Source organism: Pauljensenia sp. C0170B5 (assembly GCF_056590195.1).
Map to the genome: position 1 here is coordinate 33,173 of NZ_JBWPVR010000008.1, position 22,721 is coordinate 55,893.

At 61.0% G+C, this 22,721-nt stretch carries 21 protein-coding genes; 7 read left to right on the plus strand and 14 right to left on the minus strand.

The window, feature by feature from the left end:
- Positions 1-4: 4 nt before the first annotated feature.
- Positions 5-1,333 carry a YlbL family protein gene (locus AC1EJZ_RS08980; RefSeq protein WP_480294641.1) on the minus strand — a complete coding sequence of 443 codons (1,329 nt, stop codon included), beginning with the start codon at positions 1,331-1,333 and terminating at the stop codon, positions 5-7.
- Between the two features lie 126 nt (positions 1,334-1,459).
- Here AC1EJZ_RS08980 and AC1EJZ_RS08985 point away from each other — a divergent pair, with 126 nt between their 5' ends.
- Positions 1,460-3,052, plus strand: a complete 1,593-nt coding sequence (locus tag AC1EJZ_RS08985; protein ID WP_480294643.1) for a zinc-dependent metalloprotease — start codon at positions 1,460-1,462, stop codon at positions 3,050-3,052.
- A gap of 131 nt (positions 3,053-3,183) precedes the next feature.
- Positions 3,184-4,137 (plus strand): hypothetical protein, encoded by a 954-nt coding sequence (locus AC1EJZ_RS08990; protein WP_480294644.1) that lies wholly within the window; start codon positions 3,184-3,186, stop codon positions 4,135-4,137.
- A gap of 90 nt (positions 4,138-4,227) precedes the next feature.
- Here AC1EJZ_RS08990 and AC1EJZ_RS08995 read toward each other — a convergent pair whose 3' ends face one another.
- Positions 4,228-6,447: an ATP-dependent DNA helicase UvrD2 gene (locus AC1EJZ_RS08995; RefSeq protein ID WP_480294646.1), complete on the minus strand. Its 2,220-nt coding sequence runs from the start codon at positions 6,445-6,447 to the stop codon at positions 4,228-4,230.
- Between the two features lie 12 nt (positions 6,448-6,459).
- Complete coding sequence (gene nudC, locus AC1EJZ_RS09000) at positions 6,460-7,509, minus strand: NAD(+) diphosphatase (RefSeq protein ID WP_480294648.1); 1,050 nt, start codon at positions 7,507-7,509, stop codon at positions 6,460-6,462.
- Positions 7,510-7,546: 37 nt separating this feature from the next.
- Here nudC and rph point away from each other — a divergent pair, with 37 nt between their 5' ends.
- Both rph and rdgB read left to right on the plus strand, forming a co-directional pair.
- Positions 7,547-8,329 carry a ribonuclease PH gene (gene rph / locus AC1EJZ_RS09005; protein WP_058236229.1) on the plus strand — a complete coding sequence of 261 codons (783 nt, stop codon included), beginning with the start codon at positions 7,547-7,549 and terminating at the stop codon, positions 8,327-8,329.
- Position 8,330: 1 nt separating this feature from the next.
- Positions 8,331-8,966: an RdgB/HAM1 family non-canonical purine NTP pyrophosphatase gene (gene rdgB / locus AC1EJZ_RS09010; RefSeq protein WP_070725657.1), complete on the plus strand. Its 636-nt coding sequence runs from the start codon at positions 8,331-8,333 to the stop codon at positions 8,964-8,966.
- Positions 8,967-9,025: 59 nt separating this feature from the next.
- Here rdgB and AC1EJZ_RS09015 read toward each other — a convergent pair whose 3' ends face one another.
- The 4 genes from AC1EJZ_RS09015 to clpS are packed head-to-tail and all read right to left on the minus strand — an operon-like array spanning position 9,026 to position 11,632.
- On the minus strand, positions 9,026-9,802 hold the full coding sequence (locus AC1EJZ_RS09015) for an MBL fold metallo-hydrolase (RefSeq protein WP_058236230.1): 777 nt from the start codon (positions 9,800-9,802) through the stop codon (positions 9,026-9,028).
- Between the two features lie 10 nt (positions 9,803-9,812).
- Complete coding sequence (gene murI / locus AC1EJZ_RS09020; RefSeq protein ID WP_070725660.1) at positions 9,813-10,727, minus strand: glutamate racemase; 915 nt, start codon at positions 10,725-10,727, stop codon at positions 9,813-9,815.
- Positions 10,728-10,736: 9 nt separating this feature from the next.
- Positions 10,737-11,321, minus strand: coding sequence for a DUF2017 family protein (locus tag AC1EJZ_RS09025; RefSeq protein WP_285016139.1), 585 nt, complete (start codon positions 11,319-11,321; stop codon positions 10,737-10,739).
- Entirely contained in the window at positions 11,318-11,632 is a 315-nt protein-coding gene (gene clpS, locus AC1EJZ_RS09030) for an ATP-dependent Clp protease adapter ClpS (protein ID WP_227469160.1), read from the minus strand. The genes AC1EJZ_RS09025 and clpS overlap by 4 nt, the downstream gene beginning before the upstream one ends.
- Before the next feature lie 175 nt (positions 11,633-11,807).
- Between clpS and AC1EJZ_RS09035 the strand changes: the two genes are divergently transcribed.
- On the plus strand, positions 11,808-13,151 hold the full coding sequence (locus AC1EJZ_RS09035; protein WP_480294650.1) for a nicotinate phosphoribosyltransferase: 1,344 nt from the start codon (positions 11,808-11,810) through the stop codon (positions 13,149-13,151).
- Between the two features lie 2 nt (positions 13,152-13,153).
- Here AC1EJZ_RS09035 and AC1EJZ_RS09040 read toward each other — a convergent pair whose 3' ends face one another.
- The 5 genes from AC1EJZ_RS09040 to AC1EJZ_RS09060 form a co-directional block, all read right to left on the minus strand.
- On the minus strand, positions 13,154-13,540 hold the full coding sequence (locus tag AC1EJZ_RS09040; RefSeq protein ID WP_480294651.1) for a DMT family transporter: 387 nt from the start codon (positions 13,538-13,540) through the stop codon (positions 13,154-13,156).
- A 74-nt stretch (positions 13,541-13,614) separates the two neighbouring features.
- A complete protein-coding gene (locus AC1EJZ_RS09045) occupies positions 13,615-15,426 on the minus strand; it encodes a DEAD/DEAH box helicase (RefSeq protein WP_480294653.1) in 1,812 nt (603 codons plus the stop codon).
- Positions 15,423-15,803 (minus strand): DUF3039 domain-containing protein, encoded by a 381-nt coding sequence (locus tag AC1EJZ_RS09050; protein WP_082628455.1) that lies wholly within the window; start codon positions 15,801-15,803, stop codon positions 15,423-15,425. The genes AC1EJZ_RS09045 and AC1EJZ_RS09050 overlap by 4 nt, the downstream gene beginning before the upstream one ends.
- 108 nt (positions 15,804-15,911) lie before the next feature.
- Positions 15,912-16,685 carry a glucosamine-6-phosphate deaminase gene (nagB, locus tag AC1EJZ_RS09055; RefSeq protein ID WP_058236061.1) on the minus strand — a complete coding sequence of 258 codons (774 nt, stop codon included), beginning with the start codon at positions 16,683-16,685 and terminating at the stop codon, positions 15,912-15,914.
- Positions 16,686-16,820: 135 nt separating this feature from the next.
- Positions 16,821-18,248 carry a phosphoglucomutase/phosphomannomutase family protein gene (locus AC1EJZ_RS09060; protein ID WP_480294655.1) on the minus strand — a complete coding sequence of 476 codons (1,428 nt, stop codon included), beginning with the start codon at positions 18,246-18,248 and terminating at the stop codon, positions 16,821-16,823.
- A 261-nt stretch (positions 18,249-18,509) separates the two neighbouring features.
- On the opposite strand from AC1EJZ_RS09060, the gene AC1EJZ_RS09065 reads away from it, so the two are divergent.
- The gene (locus AC1EJZ_RS09065; RefSeq protein ID WP_285016133.1) at positions 18,510-19,325 is read left to right on the plus strand and encodes a nucleotidyltransferase family protein; all 816 of its coding nucleotides are present in this window, start codon (positions 18,510-18,512) and stop codon (positions 19,323-19,325) included.
- Positions 19,322-20,545, plus strand: a complete 1,224-nt coding sequence (locus AC1EJZ_RS09070; protein WP_285016132.1) for a GHMP family kinase ATP-binding protein — start codon at positions 19,322-19,324, stop codon at positions 20,543-20,545. The genes AC1EJZ_RS09065 and AC1EJZ_RS09070 overlap by 4 nt, the downstream gene beginning before the upstream one ends.
- Positions 20,546-20,652: 107 nt before the next feature.
- Here the strand turns inward: AC1EJZ_RS09070 and AC1EJZ_RS09075 are convergent, their stop codons facing one another.
- Both AC1EJZ_RS09075 and araA read right to left on the minus strand, forming a co-directional pair.
- Positions 20,653-20,937 (minus strand): HU family DNA-binding protein, encoded by a 285-nt coding sequence (locus AC1EJZ_RS09075; protein ID WP_070725665.1) that lies wholly within the window; start codon positions 20,935-20,937, stop codon positions 20,653-20,655.
- 247 nt (positions 20,938-21,184) lie between these two features.
- Positions 21,185-22,693 carry an L-arabinose isomerase gene (gene araA, locus AC1EJZ_RS09080; protein ID WP_480294658.1) on the minus strand — a complete coding sequence of 503 codons (1,509 nt, stop codon included), beginning with the start codon at positions 22,691-22,693 and terminating at the stop codon, positions 21,185-21,187.
- Positions 22,694-22,721: the final 28 nt, after the last annotated feature.

Sequence of the window (22,721 nt, forward strand, 5' to 3'; positions counted from 1 at the left end):
GCTGTTACCTGGCTTCGCAGGTGGGCAACGAATCCGTTGTTCCAGCCGCAATTGCTGTGACGGCGGTGAGCGCATCGTCGAACGTATCCACGCGCGTCACGTTCAGTCCGTCGGGAATATGCCCCACTACCTCGTCACAGTTGGTGCCGGGGGCCAGGAACCACTGAGCACCGTCGTTGTTCGCGCCCACCATTTTCTGCTGGATGCCGCCGATCGGCTCCACCTGGCCGTCAAATGACAAGGCTCCGGTGCCGGCGATTGTCACTCCCCCGGTCAGGTCTCCCGGGGTCAGCCGGTCATAGATTCCCAGTGCAAACATCATTCCTGCCGAAGGACCGCCCACATCCTGAAGCGTGATGTCGATATCGAGTGGGAGCTGCGGATGAACAGACAGGTACACGCCAAGCAGCGATGACGAGGTGGCTTCTTCAGAGTCAGGATCCGGCAGCGCTTTCTTGCTGGATACGATCGGGATATCGATCGTTTTCCCGTTACGCACAACCGTGAGCGTCACCTGCGAGTCGGGCGGAACTGTCCGCATCAGCGCAAATGGGACAGATCCCGAATCAACTGGATGCACTGTGCCATCTGGCGTGGTGATGGACACGATCTGGTCACCTTGCTCCACCTTGCCTACAGCGTCTGATCCGGGAACGGCGCCCTCAACTTGCACGTCAGCGGGCACGTCCCATCCCAGATGCTCGAGGGCAACCACGGACGCTGCTGATTCCGATGATTTCATCTGCATCTGAGCGGCTTCCTTGGCCTCTTCGCTGGTCACGTCCGGAGGGAAAACCTCCCGGTACGGAATGATTTCGTCGTGACCGGAGAACCATGCCCGAATCAGATCGAGCGTTGCCAGACTGTTTCCCGGTCCGCCGCGTTGAAGGACCGTGACCATACGTAACTGCCCGGTCTGGTCACCGTCGTCTTGTTCAGTTTCGTGCACGGGATCCAGTTCGACAGGTTTGCCCGTTTTCGGATCATTTCCACTGATCTGAATGGTAGGGGCGCCCTCGTGAGTTCCGAGAATGTTGACTGTGGGACCAGGGGCATTGACCACATAGGGCACCGGGATCAGGGTGATGAGGGCGCACACGATCGGAAAGACGATGCCCGGCACTATCCACCACAGGTTTCGCAGCAGACCGTGGGGTTTCTTGTCGGTCGCACCCGGCGGCCGGTTCTCGTCGTTTTCAGCATCTGCAGCTGTCACTTCACGCGCAGTGTTCGCCGTCTCGGCGCTGTCTTTCAGTGCTTCTTCGGGCCGGTTTCCTGTGTCGCCCGGTGTCGTCTCAAAGTCGGCAGATGAGTCATTGCGTTGAATGTGCACGATTCAATCGTGACATATTGTCGGGCGCCCGGCATCAATCGATACGTAGCTCCCCTGCTTTTCCGCTGACAGCGCACGCATCGCGCCCGTGTTCCGCTGGGGCATCTGAACGAGTAGGCTCAGGGCATGAGCGATGAAACTGACCGCCCGGATGACTCTGCCCCCGACCCGTTGGAAGAAATTTTGCGCCGCCTGCTTGGTGAAGATGCCGGCGAGGAGGCCGCACGCGCTATGCGCGAGCAGGGGTTTGACTCATCGAAGATGCCGTCTTTCATGAGTAATCCTGGCCAGCTGCAGGCGATGATGAGTCAGTTCAACGCGCTGATGAACACGACGTCAGGCCCAGTCAATTGGTCAGTTGCCTCCGATCTGGCACGTCAGAGTACTTTTGGTCAGTCACCCAGCGTGACGGCAACTGAAGCTGCGCAGGCACGTGAAGCGATGACGGTTGCCGACTTGTGGCTTGACCCGGTGACGTCTTTTACGCACCGCGGCGGCGACCGGCAGGCGTGGACGCGTGTCGACTGGATTGATCACACGCTCGACATGTGGAAACGCATGTGCGAACCGGTCGCGTCGAATGTGTCTCGCGCACTGGTCGAGGCCATGCAGGAACAGTTCGGTGATTCGCAGATGATGGCACAGCTCCACATGCCCGGAATGCCCGAAGGAATTGGAGAGCTGGCCGGGCGTACCAGTGAGATGATGCCGAAACTGGCGGCGATGGTCTTCGCCATGCAGATCGGTCAGGCACTGGGAGGCTTGGCCGGCGAAGCACTGAGTTCAACCGATGTGGGTATTCCATTGGCGGGCCTGGATCAGACCGCACTCGTCGTTGGCAATATTCACGAATTCACCAAGGATCTGGAAATGCCGCGTGAGGAAGTCCAGCAGTTCCTCGCCGTGCGCGAATGCGCTCACCAGCGTCTTTTCGCATCCGTTCCGTGGCTTGGTTCCGATCTTGTACGCGCGGTGGAAAAGTACTCTGCTGAGATTGCGATCGACACGGACGCGATCGCTGACGCGGCTCGCAACATCGATCCGGCGGACCCGTCATCCTTTAGCACGTCGATGACTGATCAGATTTTTGCCACAGAGCCAACTGAGCGTCAGACCGAAGCACTCGAACGCCTGGAAACGCTGCTGGCTTTGGTCGAAGGCTGGGTGGAGGTGACCACTGCCCGCGCCGTCGCTCCGTATCTGCCTCATGCGGATCGCCTGCGTGAATTGATGCGTCGCCGGCGCGCAACGGGTGGTCCCGCCGAGCAGATGTTGGGGTCGCTGATCGGCCTGACCATGCGTCCGCGTCGCGCGCGCGGTGCAGCGAAGCTGTTCACTATCGTTGAGCAGGCTCAGGACACCGAGGCGCGCGAAGCACTGTGGCACCATCCTGACATGATTCCGACCGCTCAGGATCTTGACGAGCCGACCGAGTTCCTGGATCGACGTGCCCGCGAGCGCGAGGAATCGGCTGACATTGATGAAGCGTTGAGCGCCATGTTGGATGGCACGCTCGGTTGGGCGGAGGGTCTGAGCCCGAGTGACGATCCGGAGATGGATTCGTTGCGCGAAGCCGGTGTGATCCCCGACGATCAGCCTGAGTCAGACGGCCAGGCGGATACCGGCGCATCCGACGAGGCCGACCGCCCCGACGCTGACCCGTCAGACACTGACACTTCTGACCCGACGGATCCTGACGACTCCGACTCACGCGACTAGCCGCCGCCCCGCAGTTATCCACAGATCTCGCACTGCTGCTGACTTCAGGCATGCATGGGCGTCACAATCTGGACTGGCACTACCGGTGACCGTCCCGACCATGAGGACACCATGACATGCGAGGAGGCAGTATGCGCATCACCCCAGGAACAGCGGTCCTTTGGCGCGACCCGACGACCGTTCAGATTGGTTCAGATCCATCCAAGTGTGTCGTGTTCACCCAGGTCACATCCGCGCAACGCGAGTGGCTCGTGCAGGCCGCATCCTCCTCACCTGAGGCCCCTCCTGTCCGCATGCTGCCGCACGTGCTTCCTCTTGTCTCCCGCTTGCGCGCGGCTCACCTCATTGACGAGGGTGAGGCACCCGCTATGCGTGAAGGGATCTGCATTGACGGATTGGATGCCCTGAGCGTGCGCCTCGTTGAACTGCTGATACGCAGCGGTTTTTCACGTTTTGAGTTTCGAGATCCGCGACCATCGATCGGGAGGTTCGCTGATCTGATGCCCTCCGACACGTTCGCAACGTGCCGCGCGTACGCTGCAGGCGAGATGATCCGAGCGCGTTTTCCACACGTGTTTGTCGGTTCCCTGTCGCGCAGTGATCTGACGGTGGTGTCTCGGCCCAGAAGTTTTGACCTGGCTGCGTGCGGGTTCTTACTGGCTGATGACCAGCAGCACCTGGTGATGACGCGCCATGAACGCTCCGTAGTCATCGGACCGTTGGTGATACCTGGGCACACCCCGTGCGCGCAGTGTGCGGCACTGGCTTTAGTTGATACTGATGCGTCGTGGCCGCTGCTGGCCACGCAGATGGAACAGTGGCCAGTTGGCCCCTTGCCACCGGCATGTGAGTGTCAGGCAGCGTTGTGTGCGGCCACGGCCGTCGCCCGAACGTTGGGGTACTCGGTACTTGGTGAGTCCGAAATGTGCGGGCCAGATGCCTTAACCGCGCATGTTGATTCCGACGGGCAGGTGAGGCTCAGTGCGATCGCACCACATGAGCGCTGCGGGTGCGGGGCTTACGGCACACCCTTTGAAGACGCCGTTCCATCCCGCGAGCCGGTCGCTATCCGCGCCTATTCGTGAATCTGCTCTGGAGCCGCGCCCGGCAAGATACGTGGTGAAGTGCCAGATCGTGTGGTCGACCAGGATCCGCGCCCACTGTCGGTTTCTTGCTTATTTCGAGGCCCCGTCAGACTCCGCGTCGTCCAGACCGCGCAGAATAGCCAGAACCTGAGGACCATAGGCATCAAGTTTGACAGGACCCACGCCTCGGATGACTCCAAGCTGACGCAGCGTCTTGGGACGAGCCGACGCAATGTCACGCAGCGTGGAATCGACAAAGACGGTAAATGCTGGTTTCGACTGGGCGTGGGCCTGTTCAAGACGCCACTGTTTAAGCGCTTCAAATGCTGCCACTGCCTGCGGCCCGAACTCGTGTTCAAAGGCTTCCATATCGTCAGCCTTGCGGCGTGGCTGAGATGATCGCGCACGTGAACGGGAGGCGCTGCGCGCGGATTCATCTTCCCTGGGCCAGATACCATCGAGCAACGATGTGCGTGACCTGTTCTTATGGCTGCGGCCAGTGCCACGGGAACGCGCCCACGACACTTCGAGGCGATCACGCGCACGCGTCAACCCGACATAGAGCAAGCGTCGTTCTTCTTCCCGTGCCTGCGCAGTAGCGGCCAGTGAGATCGGCAGCAACCCTTCGCTGGCACCGACCAAGAACACGTTGTCCCACTCCAGTCCTTTCGCTGCATGCAGCGTGGACAGCGTGACGCCATCGACTGTGGGGGCAGCTTGAGCAACAGAGCGTTCCCCCAACTCATCGACGAATTTGGGCAACGTCAGGTGTGCGCGTTCTTCAGCCAGGCTGATCAGAGCATTGAGGTTGTCCCACCGTTCACGTTCAGCACCGGCATTTTGTGGAGCATCCGGGCTCCACCCCACCAGGGCGAGCTGTTCTTTGACCGTATCAACCAGTCCGGTGTCGCCGCTCACGTCCACAGAATCAGGGGCGTGCGCCCCGTCTGCGCCGTCATCTGCTCCGTCGGTAAAGTCTTCACCGTCGTGACGGCGCTGCGCGGTTGCCTCGCGCCGCAGAACCAGCATGGCGCGTTTGACTTCTTCACGTTCAAAGAAACGTTTGCCGCCCTGAACAACACATGACAGCCCGGCCTGCGACAAGGCCGTTTCAAAAACTTCTGACTGCGAGTTCGTGCGGTACAGGATCGCACACGAATGCAAGGAGGTATCACCGGACTTGACCAGTGCTGCGATGCGCTGCGCGACACCAGCAGCTTCCTCCATGTCATCGCCATAGGTCCGAAACGCCACTGCCGCGCCGGATGGCCGCTGCGACACCAGGTGGACGGCACCTGCCATCGCTCCTGTCGAGGGACGGGCCCCTGAGCCGTCACCCGAAGCACCACTTGCTGCGGTGCCTGCACTGAGTCGCGACCTGCCAGCCCGTTCCATCACTCGGTTCGCTATCGACACAATCTGAGGGGTTGAGCGGTAATCACGGGTCAGTTCCACTACGCGCGTCCCTGGATGGCGCTGCGCAAACCTGGCCAAATAGGATGCGTCTGCCCCGGCAAAGGAATAGATCGTCTGAGCGACATCACCGACCACGCACACGTCATGGCGCTCCCCCAGCCACAGGTCCAGGAGGCGCTGCTGCAGCGCGGACACGTCCTGGTACTCATCGACCACAAAATTGCGGTATTGAGAGCGGATATGCCGGGCAATATCCTCACGTGTTTCCATCAGGCCGCACATCAAAATCAGCACGTCCTCAAAGTCGATGACGGCGCGATCCATTTTCGCTTCCTCGTAAGCGTCAAACAGGCGAGCGAACTCTGAGTGCTCCAGGCCTGCCGGGGGGATACGTCCCTGTCTGCGCGCCACTGGCGCATAGCGTTCGGCATCTACGATGGAGACTTTTGACCATTCAATTTCTGCCGCCAGGTCACGAACCGTGGTCTTGTCCGCCCTGATCCCACAGCGCGCGGCAGCTGACGCAACCAGTGATGCCTTGTGTTCGATCAAGTCCGGGCGCCTACCGCCAAACCCTGTTTCCCAAAAATACGTCAGTTGGCGCAGCGCAGCGGAATGGAAAGTGCGCGCCTGAGCCGCAGCCACGCCCAGATCCCGCAGTCGCTGACGCATCTCAGCTGCAGCGCGCTGTGTGAAGGTTACGGCCAGGACGCTCACCGGATCGTACGCGCCGGTGGCCGCACCGTATGCGATGCGGTACGTGATTGCGCGAGTTTTCCCTGTTCCTGCCCCCGCGAGGACAGCCATCGGGCCGCGTACCTGTTGGGCAACGCGCCGCTGATCCTCATCGAGGGCGTCCAGAAGCCGCTCCGCTTCCATCATGCTGTCTGTCATAGAGGCATTGTCTCAGTGGGCACGTGCATCTGCGGACCGTGTGCCCTGCTGCAGATGCAGGTACGGGCCACCAAACCACTGTTCGATCAGCCCGTGTGCAATCGCCGTCGGCCCTGATGCGATGATCCGACCATCGCGCAGACACTGAGCGAACTCGTCGCGCGAATAGAACGCGGCATTCGTTATTTCGGAGCCATCGGGACGCACGTCCGGCTCACTGTCGTGCCCGCCCGTGACATGAGCGGTGAATCCCAGCATCAGCGAGCGCGGAAATGGCCACGGCTGCGCACCCTGATATCGAACCTGCCTCACATCCAGTCCGACTTCTTCACGCACTTCACGCGCCACTGCACGTTCGGGTGCCTCACCCGCTTCCATGAAGCCGGCGATCAACGAGTAGTACCCCGCCTTCCATCCTGAATTGTGTGCCAGGAGCAATCGCTCATCGTCATCAACGATGGCGACGATCACTGCCGGATCCTGACGCGGGTATTCGATGTGATCGCACTGACTGCATGTGACGGTCCAGCCGCAGCCTGTGGGCCGCACCGCTGCGCCGCATCGGGTACAAAAGCTGGTGGCGGCGCGCCAGAACAGCAGGGCGCTTGCGGCGGTTGTCATGGCACTGTCATCGTCACTCAGCAGGTGCCCGACGCGGCGCACGCTGTGCCAACTCAGATCGCCAATGCCCTCTGATTGCCCACTCTCGCCGAGCGTTTCTTCAAGAGCATCTTCCTGTCCTGTGGGCAGTGCAATGGCGATGTAGGCAACCCCGTTGCCAGTGCGTCCGATCAGGGCAGCGTCGCCCTCGTCAATGGGGAAAGAGAAGAGGGACGCGCACGAGGCAGGCACGCTGAAGACGTGAAGTCCGTCACCTGATGGGATGAGTCCGACAGATCCTGTCGAATCGAGGAAGAAGAGACGAATATTGCTGACTTCCCCGTCGACAAGGCCGTGAAATGCGGCAGGACCGTCGTTCAGAATCTGCGAGATGGTGGTTTTTTCGCGCATCGTCGTCATCGCGTCGAGTGCGCCGCGCGCCAGTGGAAGATCGAGTTCCATAATGACCACAGTAACGGTTCGCACTACCGTGGTCACTATGACACTTGAAAATAATGAAGAAACTCGCGCCGACGGGCGCGCACTCGACCAGCTTCGTTCCGTTCGCATGACCCGCGGATGGTCCGGGACCGGTGAAGGCTCCGTACTGATCGAATCAGGCAACACCCGCGTCCTGTGCGTGGCATCCCTGACTGCCGGCGTCCCGCGCTGGCGGAAGGACTCCGGCCTGGGCTGGGTGACCGGCGAATACGCGATGCTGCCGCGCGCAACGTCGGACCGCAGTCAGCGTGAATCTGTCAAAGGCAAGATTTCGGGGCGCACTCAGGAGATTTCCCGGCTCATCGGTCGCTCACTGCGCGCAGTGGTGGATATGGCAGCCCTCGGTGAGAACACGATCGTGCTGGATTGCGACGTGCTGCGCGCCGACGGTGGCACCCGCACCGCATCTGTGACCGGCGCATGGGTTGCGCTGGCCGATGCTGTCAGGTGGGGAACTGAAAACGGCCTCATTCATCCACAGGCGTCCGCTCCCGTGCTGTCCGACTCAGTCAGCGCCATTTCAGTGGGAATCATCGACGGCGTTCCCATGCTGGACCTGCCGTACGAGGAAGACGTGCGCGCCCAGACTGACATGAACGTCGTGCAAACCGGTTCCGGTAAATTCGTCGAAGTTCAGGGCACCGCTGAGCACGCCCTCTTTGACCGGGAGGAGCTCGGGCAGCTGCTCGACCTGGCCACCGCCGGCAATGCGACGCTGCATAACCTGCAGCAGCGCGCACTGGAAGCCGAGGTCGGCACAACCGTCTCGTTGGAGGATTGAGATGAACGAGGGCGACGCGCTGGCCACACCAGTCCTGGCATTTGCCACGTCGAACGCGCATAAGGTCTCAGAGCTGCGCGCAATCCTGGATCCGTTCGTGCCGGGAGTTCACGACGGATACATCGTGACGCTGGCGCAGGCCGGCGCAGATGAACCTGTCGAAGACGGCATCACCTTTGAGGACAATGCGCTGATCAAGGCGCGTCACCTGTGTGAACTGACCGGCCTGCCCACTATCGCTGACGATTCAGGAATCACGGTGGACGTGCTGGGCGGGGCGCCCGGGATTTTCTCAGCGCGCTGGAGTGGACATCACGGTGATGACGCGGCGAATCTGGACTTGCTGCTCGCTCAGATTGCGGATGTGCCCGATCGGCATCGCGGTGCCGCATTCGTGTCAGCGGCAGTGCTCGTCACACCTGATGGGCAGACTTTTGTGGAACGCGGCGAGGTGCACGGCCACCTGCTGCGCGAACGCCACGGCAGCGGCGGATTCGGCTACGACCCGATTTTTGTTCCCGACGGCTTCGACTGCACAACCGCCCAGATGAGCCCCGAGGACAAGAATGCGATCAGTCACCGCGGCATTGCGTTTCGTGCGCTTGCCCCGCATGTGGCACGCGTACTGGCGTCCTAGTTTCTGAAGAAACTGGCCTCAGCCGCAGGCTCACTGCCCACAGCCGCAGGCTGGTCGCCTCAGATTTCGAACACGTCACCAGCGCGGGCGATCTGCGCCTCCCCCTGCCAGGTCTGGCGCAGTTCACTCATCACCGTGTCGACCGGGGTCCACGGCTGAATGTGAGTGAGCACCACTCGCCTGACACCGGCCTGCGTGGCGACCTCGCCCGCACGTACACCCGACATGTGGATGCCGCGCGTCGTGTCAGCCTCGGTGAATCCGGCTTCGCTGAGCAGCAGGTCGACACCGCGCGCACCCTCAATAATCGTGTCGCACTGGTCGGTGTCGCCGGTAAAGAACATGGTGGCGCCACCCTCGTCCTCAATGCGCACGCCGAAGGCTTCGACGGTATGTTGAGCGGTGCTGGGCGTGATGGTCAGGGGGCCCACGTTGAAGGGAACGCCCGGGCGCATCCGGTAGAACTCGAATTCATCGGTGTACGTCTCCGCCGGGTCACACCCGTCAATCTGGCGCACCCGTTCAGGCAGTTGTTCTGAACCTGCCAGCAGGAGTGTGCCGCAGCCTCGTCCCGGCCCCCACCTGCGGTGCACGTGCAGGGAAATCACGTCGCCCATGTGGTCGGCGTGGCAGTGCGAAAAGATCACTGCGTCCAGGTCTGCCGGGTCAATGACGCGCCAGAGCTGCCCGAAGGCACCCGGCCCCATCTCCAATGCAATATTCCACGTTCGCGTCGTGCCGTCCTCACGTGTTTCCTGCGTCTGCAGCAGGTAGCAGGACGCAGGTGAGTGCGGGCCGGACATTGAACCGGTGCATCCGATGATGGTCAGCGTCATTGACATGTCATCACTCTTTCCGTGGTGTGTCGGGTGCGGCATCCGGAGGCGTTCCGTCTCGCGCAAGCCGTGCATCGGCGGTAGATGCAGGACCGTGAATGTTATGAGCCGAGCGCACTTCCGGTCCCAGGAATCGGCGCGCGAGGTGTTCGAACGTCTCAGGAGCTCCCGTTGTCAGGAATTCGTGGGCAGGCTCGGTGAGCACCGACTGCTCTGTGCTGGCCTGTTCGGGGATGGGAGCGGTCATGTCGCGCTCCACCAGCAGTTTGTACGTGTCGTTGGCCGTTGCTTCCGACGAAGTGACGAGGGTGACGTCCTCACCCATCGTCTGGCTGATGATGCCAGTCAACAGCGGGTAGTGCGTACACCCCAGGATGACGGTGTCGACGTCGGCGTCGATCAGTGGTGCCAGGTAGTCGCGTGCGACGGCCTCGAGCTCCGGCCCGGTGGTGATGCCTGCTTCGACGAATTCCACGAAGCGGGGGCATGCGGCTGAAAAGACGGATACGTCCGGAACTGCTGCGAGCGCCTGGTTGTAAGCCTGGGATTGGATGGTTGCGGAGGTGCCGATGATGCCGATCCGGCGGTTGTGGGTGGCACGGATCGCTGAGCGCGCGGCCGGTGTGATCACTTCGATGACCGGGATTCCCTGCTGCGCCGTGTAGCGTTCACGGGCATCTGACAGCGCTGCTGCGGTCGCCGTATTGCAGGCGATGACCAGTGCTTTCACGCCGCGTTCGACCAGTTCATCCAGGCAGGTCAACGCGAGCTGGCGGACCTGTGCGATTGGGCGCGGACCGTACGGCGTGTGGGCTGTGTCTCCCAGATAGACGATGCGTTCGTGAGGGAGCTTGTCCATGACGGCGCGGGCGACCGTCAAGCCGCCTAAACCTGAGTCAAAGATCCCTATCGGAGCACTGTCCATGTTTGGAGACTAATGCGACCAGGCCTCCGCGCGCACCGCTGTCAGTAGTGAATCCTGCCACCACGTGACCATCATGTACATTCCGGCACTCATCGTTGCCTCGCTGCGCGGCTGCTCCAGGTCACATGCGTGCGCAAGCTCAGCGACTTTATTCTCCGCTTCACGTGAGTCAATACCCAGTTCACCCGCCAGAGCCAGTCGCACGTCATTGAGGGCAGCGAGCCAGTCCCACACTTCCTGGTGGGTGACCATTATCACCACCGTGTCTGTGCCGATTGCAGACGAGAGTTCGGTGTGGATCCGCCGCAGTCGCGCCGCTTTTTCCGCACGCAGGAAGTCTTCGGTCAGGGCTCGCAGATTCGCCGCCTCCGGTGGGTCGTCGCTCATGGGAGGGAGCAGGCTCCCCAGTGCCGGGTCGTGTGGCTCGTCGCGCGTGGTTTCCACTTCGGTGGCGGCGAGCACGAAGGTGGACAGTTCGCCCGGCTCGTCGAGGACGACCAGTATTTCTTCAATGAGCTGGCGCAACAGGTGCAGGAACTGCGTCGACACGTTGCAGACGTATCCGGCTTCCTGCAGTGCGAACGCAGTGATCATGTGAGTTGCTCCAGCGTGGCGTGCAGGCCGTATCCGTGCATGGCCAGCACATCAGCTTCCATGCGTTCTCTGATTCCAGTTGACACGACGGCCCGGCCGAATGTGTGGATCTGCGCAGTCAGTTCGTCGGCAGCGTGACGCGAGTATCCGAAGTGTCGAATCAGCACTTCTACCACGTAGTCGTTCAGGTTCACCACGTCATCCCACACCACGGTTTGCCACTGTGCCAATGGGCATGACGAGGCATCCTCGCGCGGCTGATCAGGAACCGCACGGTCGTGAAACGACGTTGTCATAGACCTCCCGCTCATGCTCCTAAGCGTATGGCCCCGCAGGTTTAGCCGTGCCGTTTTGACGCAGTGCATTTTCGCGCGCGCCGCTTCTGGCCATTTACACTCATTTCATGGCGCTCCCACTGGCCTTTTGAGTGGCAAGCAGATTGCCGGCGAGTGGGTCTTTCCGGTGAGAAGAGAGTAGATTGAGGGTATGCCTGCTTCACCTTCAACTGCTCTGTTAACAGACATGTATGAGCTGACCATGCTGGACGCTGCGATGAAGCGCGGAACCGCGTCCCGCAAAGTGGTCTTCGAACTGTTCGGTCGTCGCCTGCCAGCAACCCGCCGTTTCGGTGTCGTTGCGGGCACCGGCCGCATCCTCGAGGCGCTGGAGCGTTTCGAATTCACCGACCAGCAAATCGACTGGCTCCACGATCAGAAAATCGTGTCCGACGACGCGCTGGATTATCTCAGAGACTTCCGTTTCGGCGGCACGATCGACGGCTACCAGGAAGGCGAATGCTATTTCGCCGGCTCGCCACTGCTGACCGTGGAAGGCACCTTCGCAGAATGTGTGCTGCTTGAAACGCTGCTGTTGTCGGTCCTCAACCATGACTGTGCGATCGCATCTGCGGCATCCCGCATGACGATCGCAGCTCACGGCCGTCCCTGCCTGGATATGGGTGCGCGCCGCACCCATGAACGCGCCGCCGTTTCAGCTGCCCGCTCCGCAGTGATCGGCGGATTTGCCGGCACCTCGGATCTGGAAGCAGGTATCCGCTACGGCATTCCGACTATCGGCACGTCCGCTCACGCGTTCACGCTGCTCCATGACAGCGAGCGCGAAGCTTTCGACGCGCAGATCGATCTGCTTGGCGCCTCGACCACGCTGCTGGTTGACACCTATGACATTCCGCAAGGGGTCGTCAACGCTGTTGAGGCTGCCCGCGCAGTGGGTCAGGAGCTCGGGTGCGTGCGCATCGATTCCGGTGACCTGGTGGCGCAGGCGTTCACGGTGCGCGGCCAGCTTGATTCACTGGGCGCCACATCCACGAAGATCACCGTCACGTCCGACCTCGACGAGTATGCGATAGCCGCCCTGGGCGCGGCACCCGTGGACTCCTACGGCGTGGGCACTCGCCTGGTGACCGGGTCCAAGGTTCCGACCGCGGCGCTGGTGTACAAGATGGTGGCTCGTGAAGATTCGGACGGCGTCATGCAGCCCGTTGCCAAGAAATCGCAGTCTAAGAGCACGGTCGGTGGCCGCAAGTACGCCGGCCGCCTCTACGACGAGGAAGGCTACGCCTACGAGGAACTCCTGGTCACGGCTTCGACACGGAAGGCTGCCGAAGAAGAGCTGACGAAGCAGAAGGCGCGCCCTCTGCAGATGCCGCTGGTTGTCGACGGTGAGATTCGCAGTGAACTGTGGAGCATCGATGCGCTTAAGCAGGCACGCGACCATCACTTGAAATCACGCAACGAGCTGCCTTACCAGGCGTGGCGACTGTCTGAAGGTGAAGCTGCAGTCTCCACGCGCTACGTGGAGCTGGACTGATCTCAGTTGTCGCCGGCGGCGGTGGACGTCACCCGTGCGCCCTCTGATGGCGTAGCAGCAGCGACACCGTCGTCACCGGACACGAGCTTGAGGCCGATGACGCACGCGATGATTCCGCACAGTAACAGGATGCGGACCACGCGCACAGGTTCTGCACCGCTGAGCATTGCCCACAGCGCAGTCGTGCCTGCACCAATCCCGACCCACACCGCGTAGCCGGTGCCCACGGGGATTTCTTTGAGCGCCCACCCCAGACCGCCCATCGAGATCGCAGCTCCGAGGATAAACACGATGATGGGCACCACCTTGGTGAACCCTTCAGACTTGGACAGCGCGGTGGCCCACACTGCCTCAAAAACGCCGGAGAGAACAAGAACGAGCCAATGCATGATGCAGCCCCTTTCAATTGGGGCCGTCCCCACGTGATCACCGCATCCGGGTCGTCCCAAAGCGCTGGGCACCTTTATGCGCGCCCTACGAACCAGCCTCTCAAAAGAGCGATACGTGCGTCAATCTGCGCGGTGGTTGCCCGCGCCACCTCTGGTCCGCCGCAACGCTGACGCAGTTGCGAATGAATCAGTGCATGTGAATCGCCTGAGCGCCGCGACCACTGGCCGACCAGACGCGACAGCTCCTTGCGTTTCGCGGCGCGTGCCCGGTGATCCGAGATCCCTGCATTTGCGTCGCGCAGGTTCTTCGCATCGCTCTGACGGCGCTGGGTCTTGATCTGCTCCGCCTGCCTGGCTTTGAGCAGCGTCGTCACCTGGTCGGCATCGAGCAGACCGGGAATCCCCAGGTATTCCTGCTCCTCGATCGATCCGACCTCAGCGCCTGATCCCCACGACGATCCTTCGAACAAGACTGCGTCGAACTCGGCATCCCCGCCGAGTGCTTCGAACGTTCCGATCAGTTCCGAACTCGCATTTTCCACCTTGTTGGCCTGTGCCATCAGCAGGTCTTCCGCACTGGTGTCCATCACGGTCGGGTCATCAGGGCCGTGATGCGGTTTGTCGAGGGCGTGGTCGCGTTCCACTTCCATCTGCCCTGCCAGATCCAGCAGCGGCACTACGGAAGGGATAAAGACGGTGGATGTTTCGCCTCGTCGTCTGGCTCGAACAAAACGGCCGACAGCCTGCGCGAAGAACAGCGAGGTCGAGGTGTTTGTGGCGTACACGCCAACTGACAGTCGCGGCACGTCTACCCCTTCAGACACCATGCGCACAGCAACCATCCATCGGTCAGTGGATTCGCGGAAGTGATCGATACGATCGGAGGCGTCCGCATCATCGGAGAGCACGACAGTGGCCGGCTTTCCTGTGATGGCGCGCAGGCGCTGCGCGTAGGTGCGTGCCGCCGACTGGTCGGAGGCGATCACCAGTCCGCCAGCGTCGGGAATTGCGCGCCGCACCTGTGACAGGCGCTGATCGGCTGCCTGCAGGACAGCGGAGATCCACTCCCCTTTCGGATCCAAGGCGGTGCGCCATGCCTGCTTCATGATGTCCTTGGTGGAATGCTCCCCCAGTCGGGCGTGGTACTCATCGCCGGCGCTGGTGCGCCATGCCATGTCACCGGAATAGGACATGAACAGGACCGGTCGCACGACACCGTCATGCAGCGCATCTCCGTACCCGTAGGTGAAGTCGGCCTGTGAGCGGCGGATACCGTCACTCCCCTCGACGTATCGCACAAACGGGATGGGAGAGGAGTCCGAGCGGAAGGGGGTGCCGGTCAGGGACAGGCGCCTGGTTGCTTCCCCGAATGCGACCCCGATGCCGTCACCCCATGTCAGCGCGTCGCCGGCGTGGTGGATTTCATCCAAGATCACCAGCGTGCGAAATGCACGGGTACGTGAGGAGTGGACGTGCGGGTTTGCAGCGACCTGAGCGTAGGTCACCGCCACGCCGTCGAAATGCGAGCCTGCACGTCCCTGGGAGTTTGAGAAAGCAGGATCAATGTGGATACCGACGCGCGCCGCCGCGTCGGCCCACTGGGTTTTCAGGTGTTCGGTCGGGCAGACCACGGTGATTTTCGAGACGACACCTGCGCCCATCAGTTCGACCGCTACGCGCAGCGCGAATGTCGTTTTTCCGGCTCCGGGTGTGGCGACAGCAAGGAAGTCCCGAGGTTGGGCGTTCAGGTACTGCTCGAGTGCGGCTGCCTGCCAGGCACGCAGACTTCCAGCGGTGCCCCACGCGGCGCGAGCCGGGAAAGCAGGTGGAAGTTGGGCCGCCGCGGAAACCGATGGTGAAGCGGAGGAATGTCCCTGGTCTTTCACTTGCCGGAACCGCCCCGCCCTCCGTTTGAAAATGGCCAGTTTCCGCCGTTCTTGCCCATTTGATCGCGCAGCTTCCTGCAGGTCGGGCACACCGGGTACTGTGAGGCCTCACGCGAGGGGATCCACACTTTCCCGCACAGTGCCACCACCGGCTGTCCGGTAATCAGCGAGGAGGATACGCGGTCCTTTCGCACAAAGTGTGCGAACCGATCGCCATCACCGGGGTCTTTTTCCTTCTCTTTGACCTCGGTGCGTTCCAACAGGCCGGTGCTGGTCGACGGACCTGCACCACCGCCGGCAGGACTGCCAGGATCTGCCGGGCTTACGGGTTCGCCTGGGTCTGTCACTGTTTCGGCCACTGCTTCGACGTCACACATACCTTCATTGTAAGTGGGACGGCTCAGGCCCTCGACCTGATTCGGGCCGAGAGCCTGAGTGTGAAAAGTCTCGCCGCCGCGATCATGGTACGGCAGCTGTGAAGCAGGTCAGTGGCGCGATGCCCATTCCGCTTCGTACAGTTCCACCATCTCCAACTGAGAGGCTGCCGCTTCGTCCAGCAGCACAGTCACTGCGGGGTGGAACTGGATAATGGTGGCAGGCCAGCGCGCTGACACGCCGCCTTCGATCAGTTCCTTCACAGCCTCGGCCTTGTTTTCACCTGTGGCGATCATAAGCAGCTGACGGGCCTCCATAATCGTTCCCAGTCCCTGCGTGATGCAGTGGGTGGGCACCTGCTCCAGGTCGCCGTCGAAGAAACGTGCGTTGTCCTGACGGGTCTGGCGTGACAGTGCGCCCGAGTGAGTGCGTGATGAGAGGGATCCGCCGGGCTCGTTGAATCCGATGTGTCCGTCTGATCCGATTCCCAGGATCTGCAGGTCAACGCCTCCTGCTTCGCGGATCCGCGCATCGTATGCTGCAGCGGCTTCATCCAGGGTGTTGCCGTCGCGTTCGTCAGGTACATTGAGGCCGCCTTTGGGCAGGTCGATGTGGTCGACGATGTTCTCGCACAGGAAACGCCAGTAGGACTGCGGGTGTTCGCGCGGAACTCCGACGTACTCATCGAGCTGGAAGAACTGTCCCTTGGCGAATGAAAGTGTGCCCGTCTGGTGACGCGCGACGAGTTCGCGGTACAGCGGCACGGGTGATGATCCTGTCGCAGTGCCCAGCACTGCGGTGGGCTTGTCTGCGTACAGTTTTTCGATCAGGTCTGCACCCAGGGATCCGATTTCTTCCTCGCTCGAGGCGACGTGGATCAGCATTCCAACTCCTTCGTAGTTGTGTGTCATTGACGAGGGCGACGCAACGCCCTGACAAATGGGTCACCCCTCATTGTAGAAGTTCACCCACGTCCCGGCCTGTGCCAATGGGCCCGGGACCGTGACGTGGTTCGAATGTCACAGGTGGAGGAATTCACGCAGCTGCTCGCACGTGGCTTCGGCTTCTTCCCTGGTCGGCATCTCGCAGAAGATACGCAGCAGCGGCTCGGTGCCGGAGAAGCGAGCGATGATCCACCCCTGGTCGAAGTAGACCTTGCAGCCGTCCTTGTAGGACACTGACTCAACTGGCCTGGTGAATTCAGGCAGTTTCTTGTCTTCCATCAGTGTCTTGAGGATTTCGAGCTTGCGTTCGGGTGCGAATGCAAAGTCGGTTTCCGCCATGTAGTGCGGCGGGAACTGTCCGGTGATTTCGTGGTAGATCTGGCTCATGGGCTTGCCGATCACGGCGATCATCTCGACCAGCAGTGCGGCCGCATAGATGCCGTCCTTGCCGTGGATGTGTCCACGCACGGTGATGCCGCCGGAGGATTCACCACCCAGGATCGCATCTGTTTCCAGCATCTTCGAGGACACCCATTTGAATCCGACGGGCACCTCGTAGCAGGTCTCACCGAACTTTGCGGCCACTTCGTCCAGCAGTGAGGTTGTGGCGACGTTACGCACCACCGGACCTTTCCATTCCTTGTATTTGAGCAGGTAGTAGTACAGCAGGACGAGCAGCTGGTTCGGGTGCAGGAATTCACCCTGGTCATCGATTACGCCGATACGGTCGGCGTCGCCGTCGGTAGCCAGTCCCAGCGCACAGTTGTTGTCCAGCACGTACTGTGTCAGAGCGTCCAGCGTGGCTTTCGTCGGCGCCGGCATGCGTCCGCCGAACAGTGTGTCGTGGCGGTCATGGATCGTGTCCACTTCGCAGCGCGCGGTCATCAGAATCGTCTGCAGCGAGGTGCGCGAGACGCCATACATAGGGTCGAGGGCGATATGCAGGTTCGCTTCACGGATCGCCTGCATATCGATCTGTTCGCAAATCGAGTCGATATATCCATTGAAGGGGTTAATTTCAGTGATGGCGCCACTGTCCAGCCCAGCCTGGTAGGTGACCGAGGGGATCTGTTCTTCCCCTGCGCCTTCAATGGCTTCCATGCGGCGTTCGATGTCAGCGGTGACATCTTCGTTGGCATCCTTGCCGCCCTCGGTAAAGACCTTGATGCCGTTGTAGATGGCGGGGTTGTGGGAGGCGGTGATCGCCATGCCGTAGGGCAGTCCCAAGTTCTTGACCGTCCACATGATCATGGGTGTGGGGGCCTGCGTGATGCGGATGACTTGGCAGGTGATTCCTTCACCGGCAAAGACTTCGGCCGCCCACGAAGCTGCCAGATCCGACAGGAATCGCCTGTCGTAGCCGATGACCAGGCCTTTTTCTGCGTTGTTTTCGTCTTTAATGCGGCTTGCCAGCGCTGCACACAGGAGGCGAACGTTGTGGCGTGTGAACTCGTCGCCGATAATCGCGCGCCAGCCACCTGTACCGAAATGAATTCGTGACATCATGTCCTCTTGAATTGAACGGACAGACACTGCAGGGACGCCCTCGTCAATTCGATGGCCGCCCCGCGGTCGTTCCATCATTGTCAGTGAGTGACACATTTTACCCTCCTCGTCTTGACACTTCAATAAATCTTGCCCACCTTCGTTTTTCCACGCATCATTGCCGAGGCAGTCCTGCGCTACCTTCTGCGATCCCACTACACTGGAACCGGCACTTTGCTGGAAGGTTTGATCACGCCTCGACGTCCACAGGAGGATGACATGGCACAGGCACATCACAAAGCGGTTATTTTGGCGCGCGGCCTCGGTTCGCGCATGCGCAAGGATTCTGGGGACACGCAGCTGTCGGCTGAGCAAAAGCGCGCAGCTGATTCCGGTGTCAAAGCCATGATTTCGGTGGGGCGCCCTTTCCTCGACCACGTCATGAGCGCCCTGGCCGACGCCGGTTTCACTGATATTTGCCTGGTGATCGGCCCTGAGCACGACATAATTCGCGACTACTACGATTCGGTGGACAAACAGCGCATCACCGTCAGCTACGCGATCCAGGACAAACCGCTCGGCACGGCGAACGCGGTGCTCTCTGCTGAGGATTTCGCGGCCGGTGAGCCGATCCTGGTGCTCAACTCGGATAACTTCTATCCCGTTGATGCTCTGCTCCAGCTCGCACAGGTCGACGGGTCGGGTCTTGCCGGTTTCACGCGCGAGGCGATGGTGGAGCGTTCGAACATTGCGGCTGACCGTATTGCGGCTTTCGCGCTGGCCACGGCCGATGCGGACGGCAACCTCGATGAGCTGGTGGAAAAGCCCGATGCCGCCACGATTGAGCGCCTGGGTGAAGGTGCGTTGATTTCGATGAACTGCTGGAAGTGCTCGCCGGCAATCTTCGAGGCAGCCCGCACGATCAAGCCGTCTGCTCGCGGTGAGTATGAGATCACCGATGCTGTACGTCAAGCCATTGCCGATGGTGATTCTTACGCGGTGATCCGCTGTGATGAGGGCGTACTGGATATGTCGAATCGCGGCGATATCGCTTCGGTGGCGGCAGCACTGGAGAATCACGAGGTCCGCCTGTGACTTCCTGGTTTGTTCCCGGCCGACTGGAAGTGTTCGGCAAGCACACGGATTACGCCGGTGGTCATTCCATCGTCGCGGCAGTCGATCGCGGCATTCGCGTCACGTTGGACGAGGGGGACTCGCCAGACGGTGGCATTTCAGCTCAGACGACCGCACTGCCGGATCGCGTTGAGGTTGGTGCAGGTGCGGCGAGCACTCTTCCTGCCGGCCACTGGGGTCACTACGTTCAGGCGGTGGTGGATCGCCTGACACTCAATTTCGGCCAGCTCAAACCTGCGCACCTGAGCTTTGATTCCGATTTGCCGTTGGCCTCCGGAATGAGTTCGTCGTCTGCGCTGGTCGTGGCGTCGGCGCTGGCTTTGATTGATCACAACGATCTGCGTGAGCGTGAAGAGTGGAAGGCGAACATTCACTCGCGCGCCGATGAGGCCGGATACTACTCGTGCTGCGAGAACGGTTTATCGTTCGGGTCGTTGGAGGGTGTGCGTGGCGTGGGCACTTTCGGTGGCTCGCAGGATCACACCGCCATGATGTGTTGCCACGACGGTCGGCTCACTGAGTTTTCGTTTTGCCCGATCCAGGAGCACCGTTCGGTGACACTCGACGACACGTGGACGTTCGTCGTGGCGGTCAGCGGTGTCCTGGCGGAAAAGACGGGCAGTGCGCGCGATTCGTACAACGCACTGTCGGCTCGGATTGCGGCAATTGTGACGCAGTGGAACAAGGCGACCAGGCGCGCAGATGCCAGCCTGGCTGATGCGTTGGCGTCCTCCGGAGATGCGGTGGAGCAGATGCGCCGCATACTTGCTGACGAGCCGGACCTGCTCACGCGACTGGATGCGTTCATCCGTGAATCGACCGTTTTGGTGCCGCAGGCACTCGATGCGCTGGATGTTGGCGATATCGATGCGTTTGGTGCTGCCGCTGATGCGTCGCATCGCAATGCGGATGAGAATCTGGGCAATCAGGTTCCTCAGACGAATGATCTGCAGCGCCGTGCTCGCGAACTGGGTGCGCCGGCTGCGTCGGCGTTCGGTGCCGGCTTTGGCGGGTCGGTGTGGGCGCTCGTGGAGCGCAGTTCGGCTGATGAGTTTGCGAGCGCCTGGATTGAGGGGTATCGCCGTGCGTTTCCTGATGCCGGGGGCCGCGCGTCGGCTCTGCCGGTTCGGCCCGGAGTGCCTGCCCGCCGGGTGGATGGCCTCAACGACGCTTCTTTCTGACGACTGGCAGACGAGTGTGGGGCAAGTATCGCGTGCGATACCTGCCCCACATCGTATGAAGTGGCAACAGTGTTGCCGATCATGCCACCGTCAACGTGGCATCATCTTCACTTGTTCGAAACAGCCTTCTTCAGGGTCGAACCGGCCGAGATCTTCACGCCGTAGCCAGCGGGGATCTGGATTTCTTCACCCGTGCGGGGGTTGCGGCCGGTGCGGGCAGCGCGCTCAACGCGCTCCACTGACATGAGGCCGGTGACCTTGACCGGCTCACCCTTGGACAGTGAGTCGATCAGAACGTCCTGGAATGCTGACAGTGCGGCATCGGCTTGGACCTTGGTGAGGTTGGCGCGCTCAGCAATGGCGGCAACCAGTTCGGTACGGTTGACAGACATGTATATATCTCCTCTTGCAGTTCATTGGGGGTCACTGGACATGACCACTGAGAAAACCCTAAACAGTCCAACGGCCTTTTGTCAGGTTCAACACCACTTTTTGGCGATTTTCGTGGCGAATCTCAGTTTTTTGCGCCGCTTTTGGCTTTTAAACGGCGCAGCGGAGGCGTTTTGGCACCCTCAAGCACTCGTCCGGGCACCCTCGTCACTCGGCGTAAACCTGCAGAGGGTGCCCCGGCAGCGCGCTTTAGAGGCCTTCCGCCAGTCGGTAATAGACCTGATTCCAGCGCACGTGATCGGCGAAGCAACGTGCCGTCGTGTCCTCGTCGATGACAAGCAACTCCATTTGAGCCATAACAGCGAACATCTGCCACGTCTCGACGTCAATCTGCGTGGACATCGCCGTGTGGTGCGCTCCGCCGGCAGTGAGCCATGCTTCAACCGAAGTGTACAGGTCAGGCTTCGGCTTCCACATTGCCCGGGCAACCGGCAACTTCGGCATGTCATGCGGCGGCTCGATGACGTCAACAGCATTGGCAGTGAGGCGGAAGCGGTCACGCATATCGGCCAGTGACACCACGACTCCTGGCCGCGCATCAGCATTGAACACGAGGCGCACAGGGTCTTCACGATCCCCGATGCTGAGTGGGTGTATTTCGAGGCGCGGGCGCGACTGAGTCAACGACGGGCACACTTCCAGCATGTGCGCACCCAGGATCATTTCTTCGCCTTCGACAAGGTTATAGGTGTAGTCCTCCATCAAGGAGGCACCGCCCGGCAGACCTTCACCCATCACTTTGGCGATGCGCACAAGAACAGCTGTTTTCCAGTCGCCCTCGGCACCGAACCCATAGCCGTCTGTTGTCAGGCGTTGCACGGCCAGGCCGGGCAGCTGCCGAAGGGCTCCAAGGTCTTCGAAGTTCGTGGTAAATGCGCTGGCTCCGCGCGCTTCAAGGAATGAGCGCATCGCAATTTCCTGACGGGCGGCATACCGCAATGAGTCGTGGCGTTCACCGTCTTTCTTCAGTTCAGGTGCGATGTCATACAGTTCGTCGTACTCGTCAAGGAGGGTGTCGATGTCAGCGTCACTGACCGCTTCCACTGCTTCGACAAGATCGTTGACTCCCCACGTGTTCACAGATACTCCCAGTCGGCGCTCAGCCTCGGTCTTATCCCCTTCGGTCACCGCGACGTTGCGCATGTTGTCACCGAAGCGCACGACGCGCAGCTCGTGAGCGGCAACCCACCCTGCTGCGGCACGGATCCAGCGTGAGACTTTTCGAGCGACGTTCGGGTTGGATGCGTGGCCCACGACGGTGGTGCGTGCGACGCCCAGGCGCGCCAGGATGTAGCCGTATTCACGGTCTCCGTGAGCTGCCTGGTTGAGGTTCATGAAGTCCATGTCAATGCTGTCCCATGGGATCTCCACGTCGGCCTGGGTGGCCAGATGCAGCATTGGCTTCGTGAGGACTTCGAGGCCGCGAATCCACATTTTTGCCGGTGAGAACGTGTGCATCCACGTGATGACACCGAGCACCGAGTCATCACCGGAGGCGTCCAGCATGGCGCGACGAATCGAGTCGGAATCCTTGAGCACCGGCTTCCACACAATTGGTGCAGGCATCAGCCCGGATTCGTTCAGCAGCGTCACGACCTGTTGCGACTGGTCGGCTACCTGCTTGAGGGTGTCTTCTCCATAAAGGTCCTGGCTTCCGGTGAAGAACCAGACTTCGCGTGAGTCATAGAAACTCGTCATGAGTATTGTTCCTTAGTTTCATGATGTT

Excerpts from the sequence above, each read along its gene's own strand:
- rdgB (WP_070725657.1), top strand. The coding sequence starts at position 8,331 with ATGAACGAGGGCGACGCGCTGGCCACACCAGTCCTGGCATTTGCCACG.
- AC1EJZ_RS09035 (WP_480294650.1), top strand. The coding sequence starts at position 11,808 with ATGCCTGCTTCACCTTCAACTGCTCTGTTAACAGACATGTATGAGCTG.
- araA (WP_480294658.1), bottom strand. The coding sequence starts at position 22,693 with ATGACGAGTTTCTATGACTCACGCGAAGTCTGGTTCTTCACCGGAAGC.
- AC1EJZ_RS09025 (WP_285016139.1), bottom strand. The coding sequence starts at position 11,321 with ATGATCACTGCGTTCGCACTGCAGGAAGCCGGATACGTCTGCAACGTG.
- AC1EJZ_RS09065 (WP_285016133.1), top strand. The coding sequence starts at position 18,510 with ATGGCACAGGCACATCACAAAGCGGTTATTTTGGCGCGCGGCCTCGGT.
- AC1EJZ_RS09015 (WP_058236230.1), bottom strand. The coding sequence starts at position 9,802 with ATGACGCTGACCATCATCGGATGCACCGGTTCAATGTCCGGCCCGCAC.
- AC1EJZ_RS09050 (WP_082628455.1), bottom strand. The coding sequence starts at position 15,803 with ATGTGTGACGTCGAAGCAGTGGCCGAAACAGTGACAGACCCAGGCGAA.
- nudC (WP_480294648.1), bottom strand. The coding sequence starts at position 7,509 with ATGGAACTCGATCTTCCACTGGCGCGCGGCGCACTCGACGCGATGACG.
- nagB (WP_058236061.1), bottom strand. The coding sequence starts at position 16,685 with ATGCTGATCCACGTCGCCTCGAGCGAGGAAGAAATCGGATCCCTGGGT.
- AC1EJZ_RS08995 (WP_480294646.1), bottom strand. The coding sequence starts at position 6,447 with ATGACAGACAGCATGATGGAAGCGGAGCGGCTTCTGGACGCCCTCGAT.
- AC1EJZ_RS09040 (WP_480294651.1), bottom strand. The coding sequence starts at position 13,540 with ATGCATTGGCTCGTTCTTGTTCTCTCCGGCGTTTTTGAGGCAGTGTGG.
- clpS (WP_227469160.1), bottom strand. The coding sequence starts at position 11,632 with ATGAGCGGGAGGTCTATGACAACGTCGTTTCACGACCGTGCGGTTCCT.
- AC1EJZ_RS08990 (WP_480294644.1), top strand. The coding sequence starts at position 3,184 with ATGCGCATCACCCCAGGAACAGCGGTCCTTTGGCGCGACCCGACGACC.
- rph (WP_058236229.1), top strand. The coding sequence starts at position 7,547 with ATGACACTTGAAAATAATGAAGAAACTCGCGCCGACGGGCGCGCACTC.
- AC1EJZ_RS09060 (WP_480294655.1), bottom strand. The coding sequence starts at position 18,248 with ATGTCACGAATTCATTTCGGTACAGGTGGCTGGCGCGCGATTATCGGC.
- AC1EJZ_RS09075 (WP_070725665.1), bottom strand. The coding sequence starts at position 20,937 with ATGTCTGTCAACCGTACCGAACTGGTTGCCGCCATTGCTGAGCGCGCC.
- AC1EJZ_RS08985 (WP_480294643.1), top strand. The coding sequence starts at position 1,460 with ATGAGCGATGAAACTGACCGCCCGGATGACTCTGCCCCCGACCCGTTG.
- murI (WP_070725660.1), bottom strand. The coding sequence starts at position 10,727 with ATGGACAGTGCTCCGATAGGGATCTTTGACTCAGGTTTAGGCGGCTTG.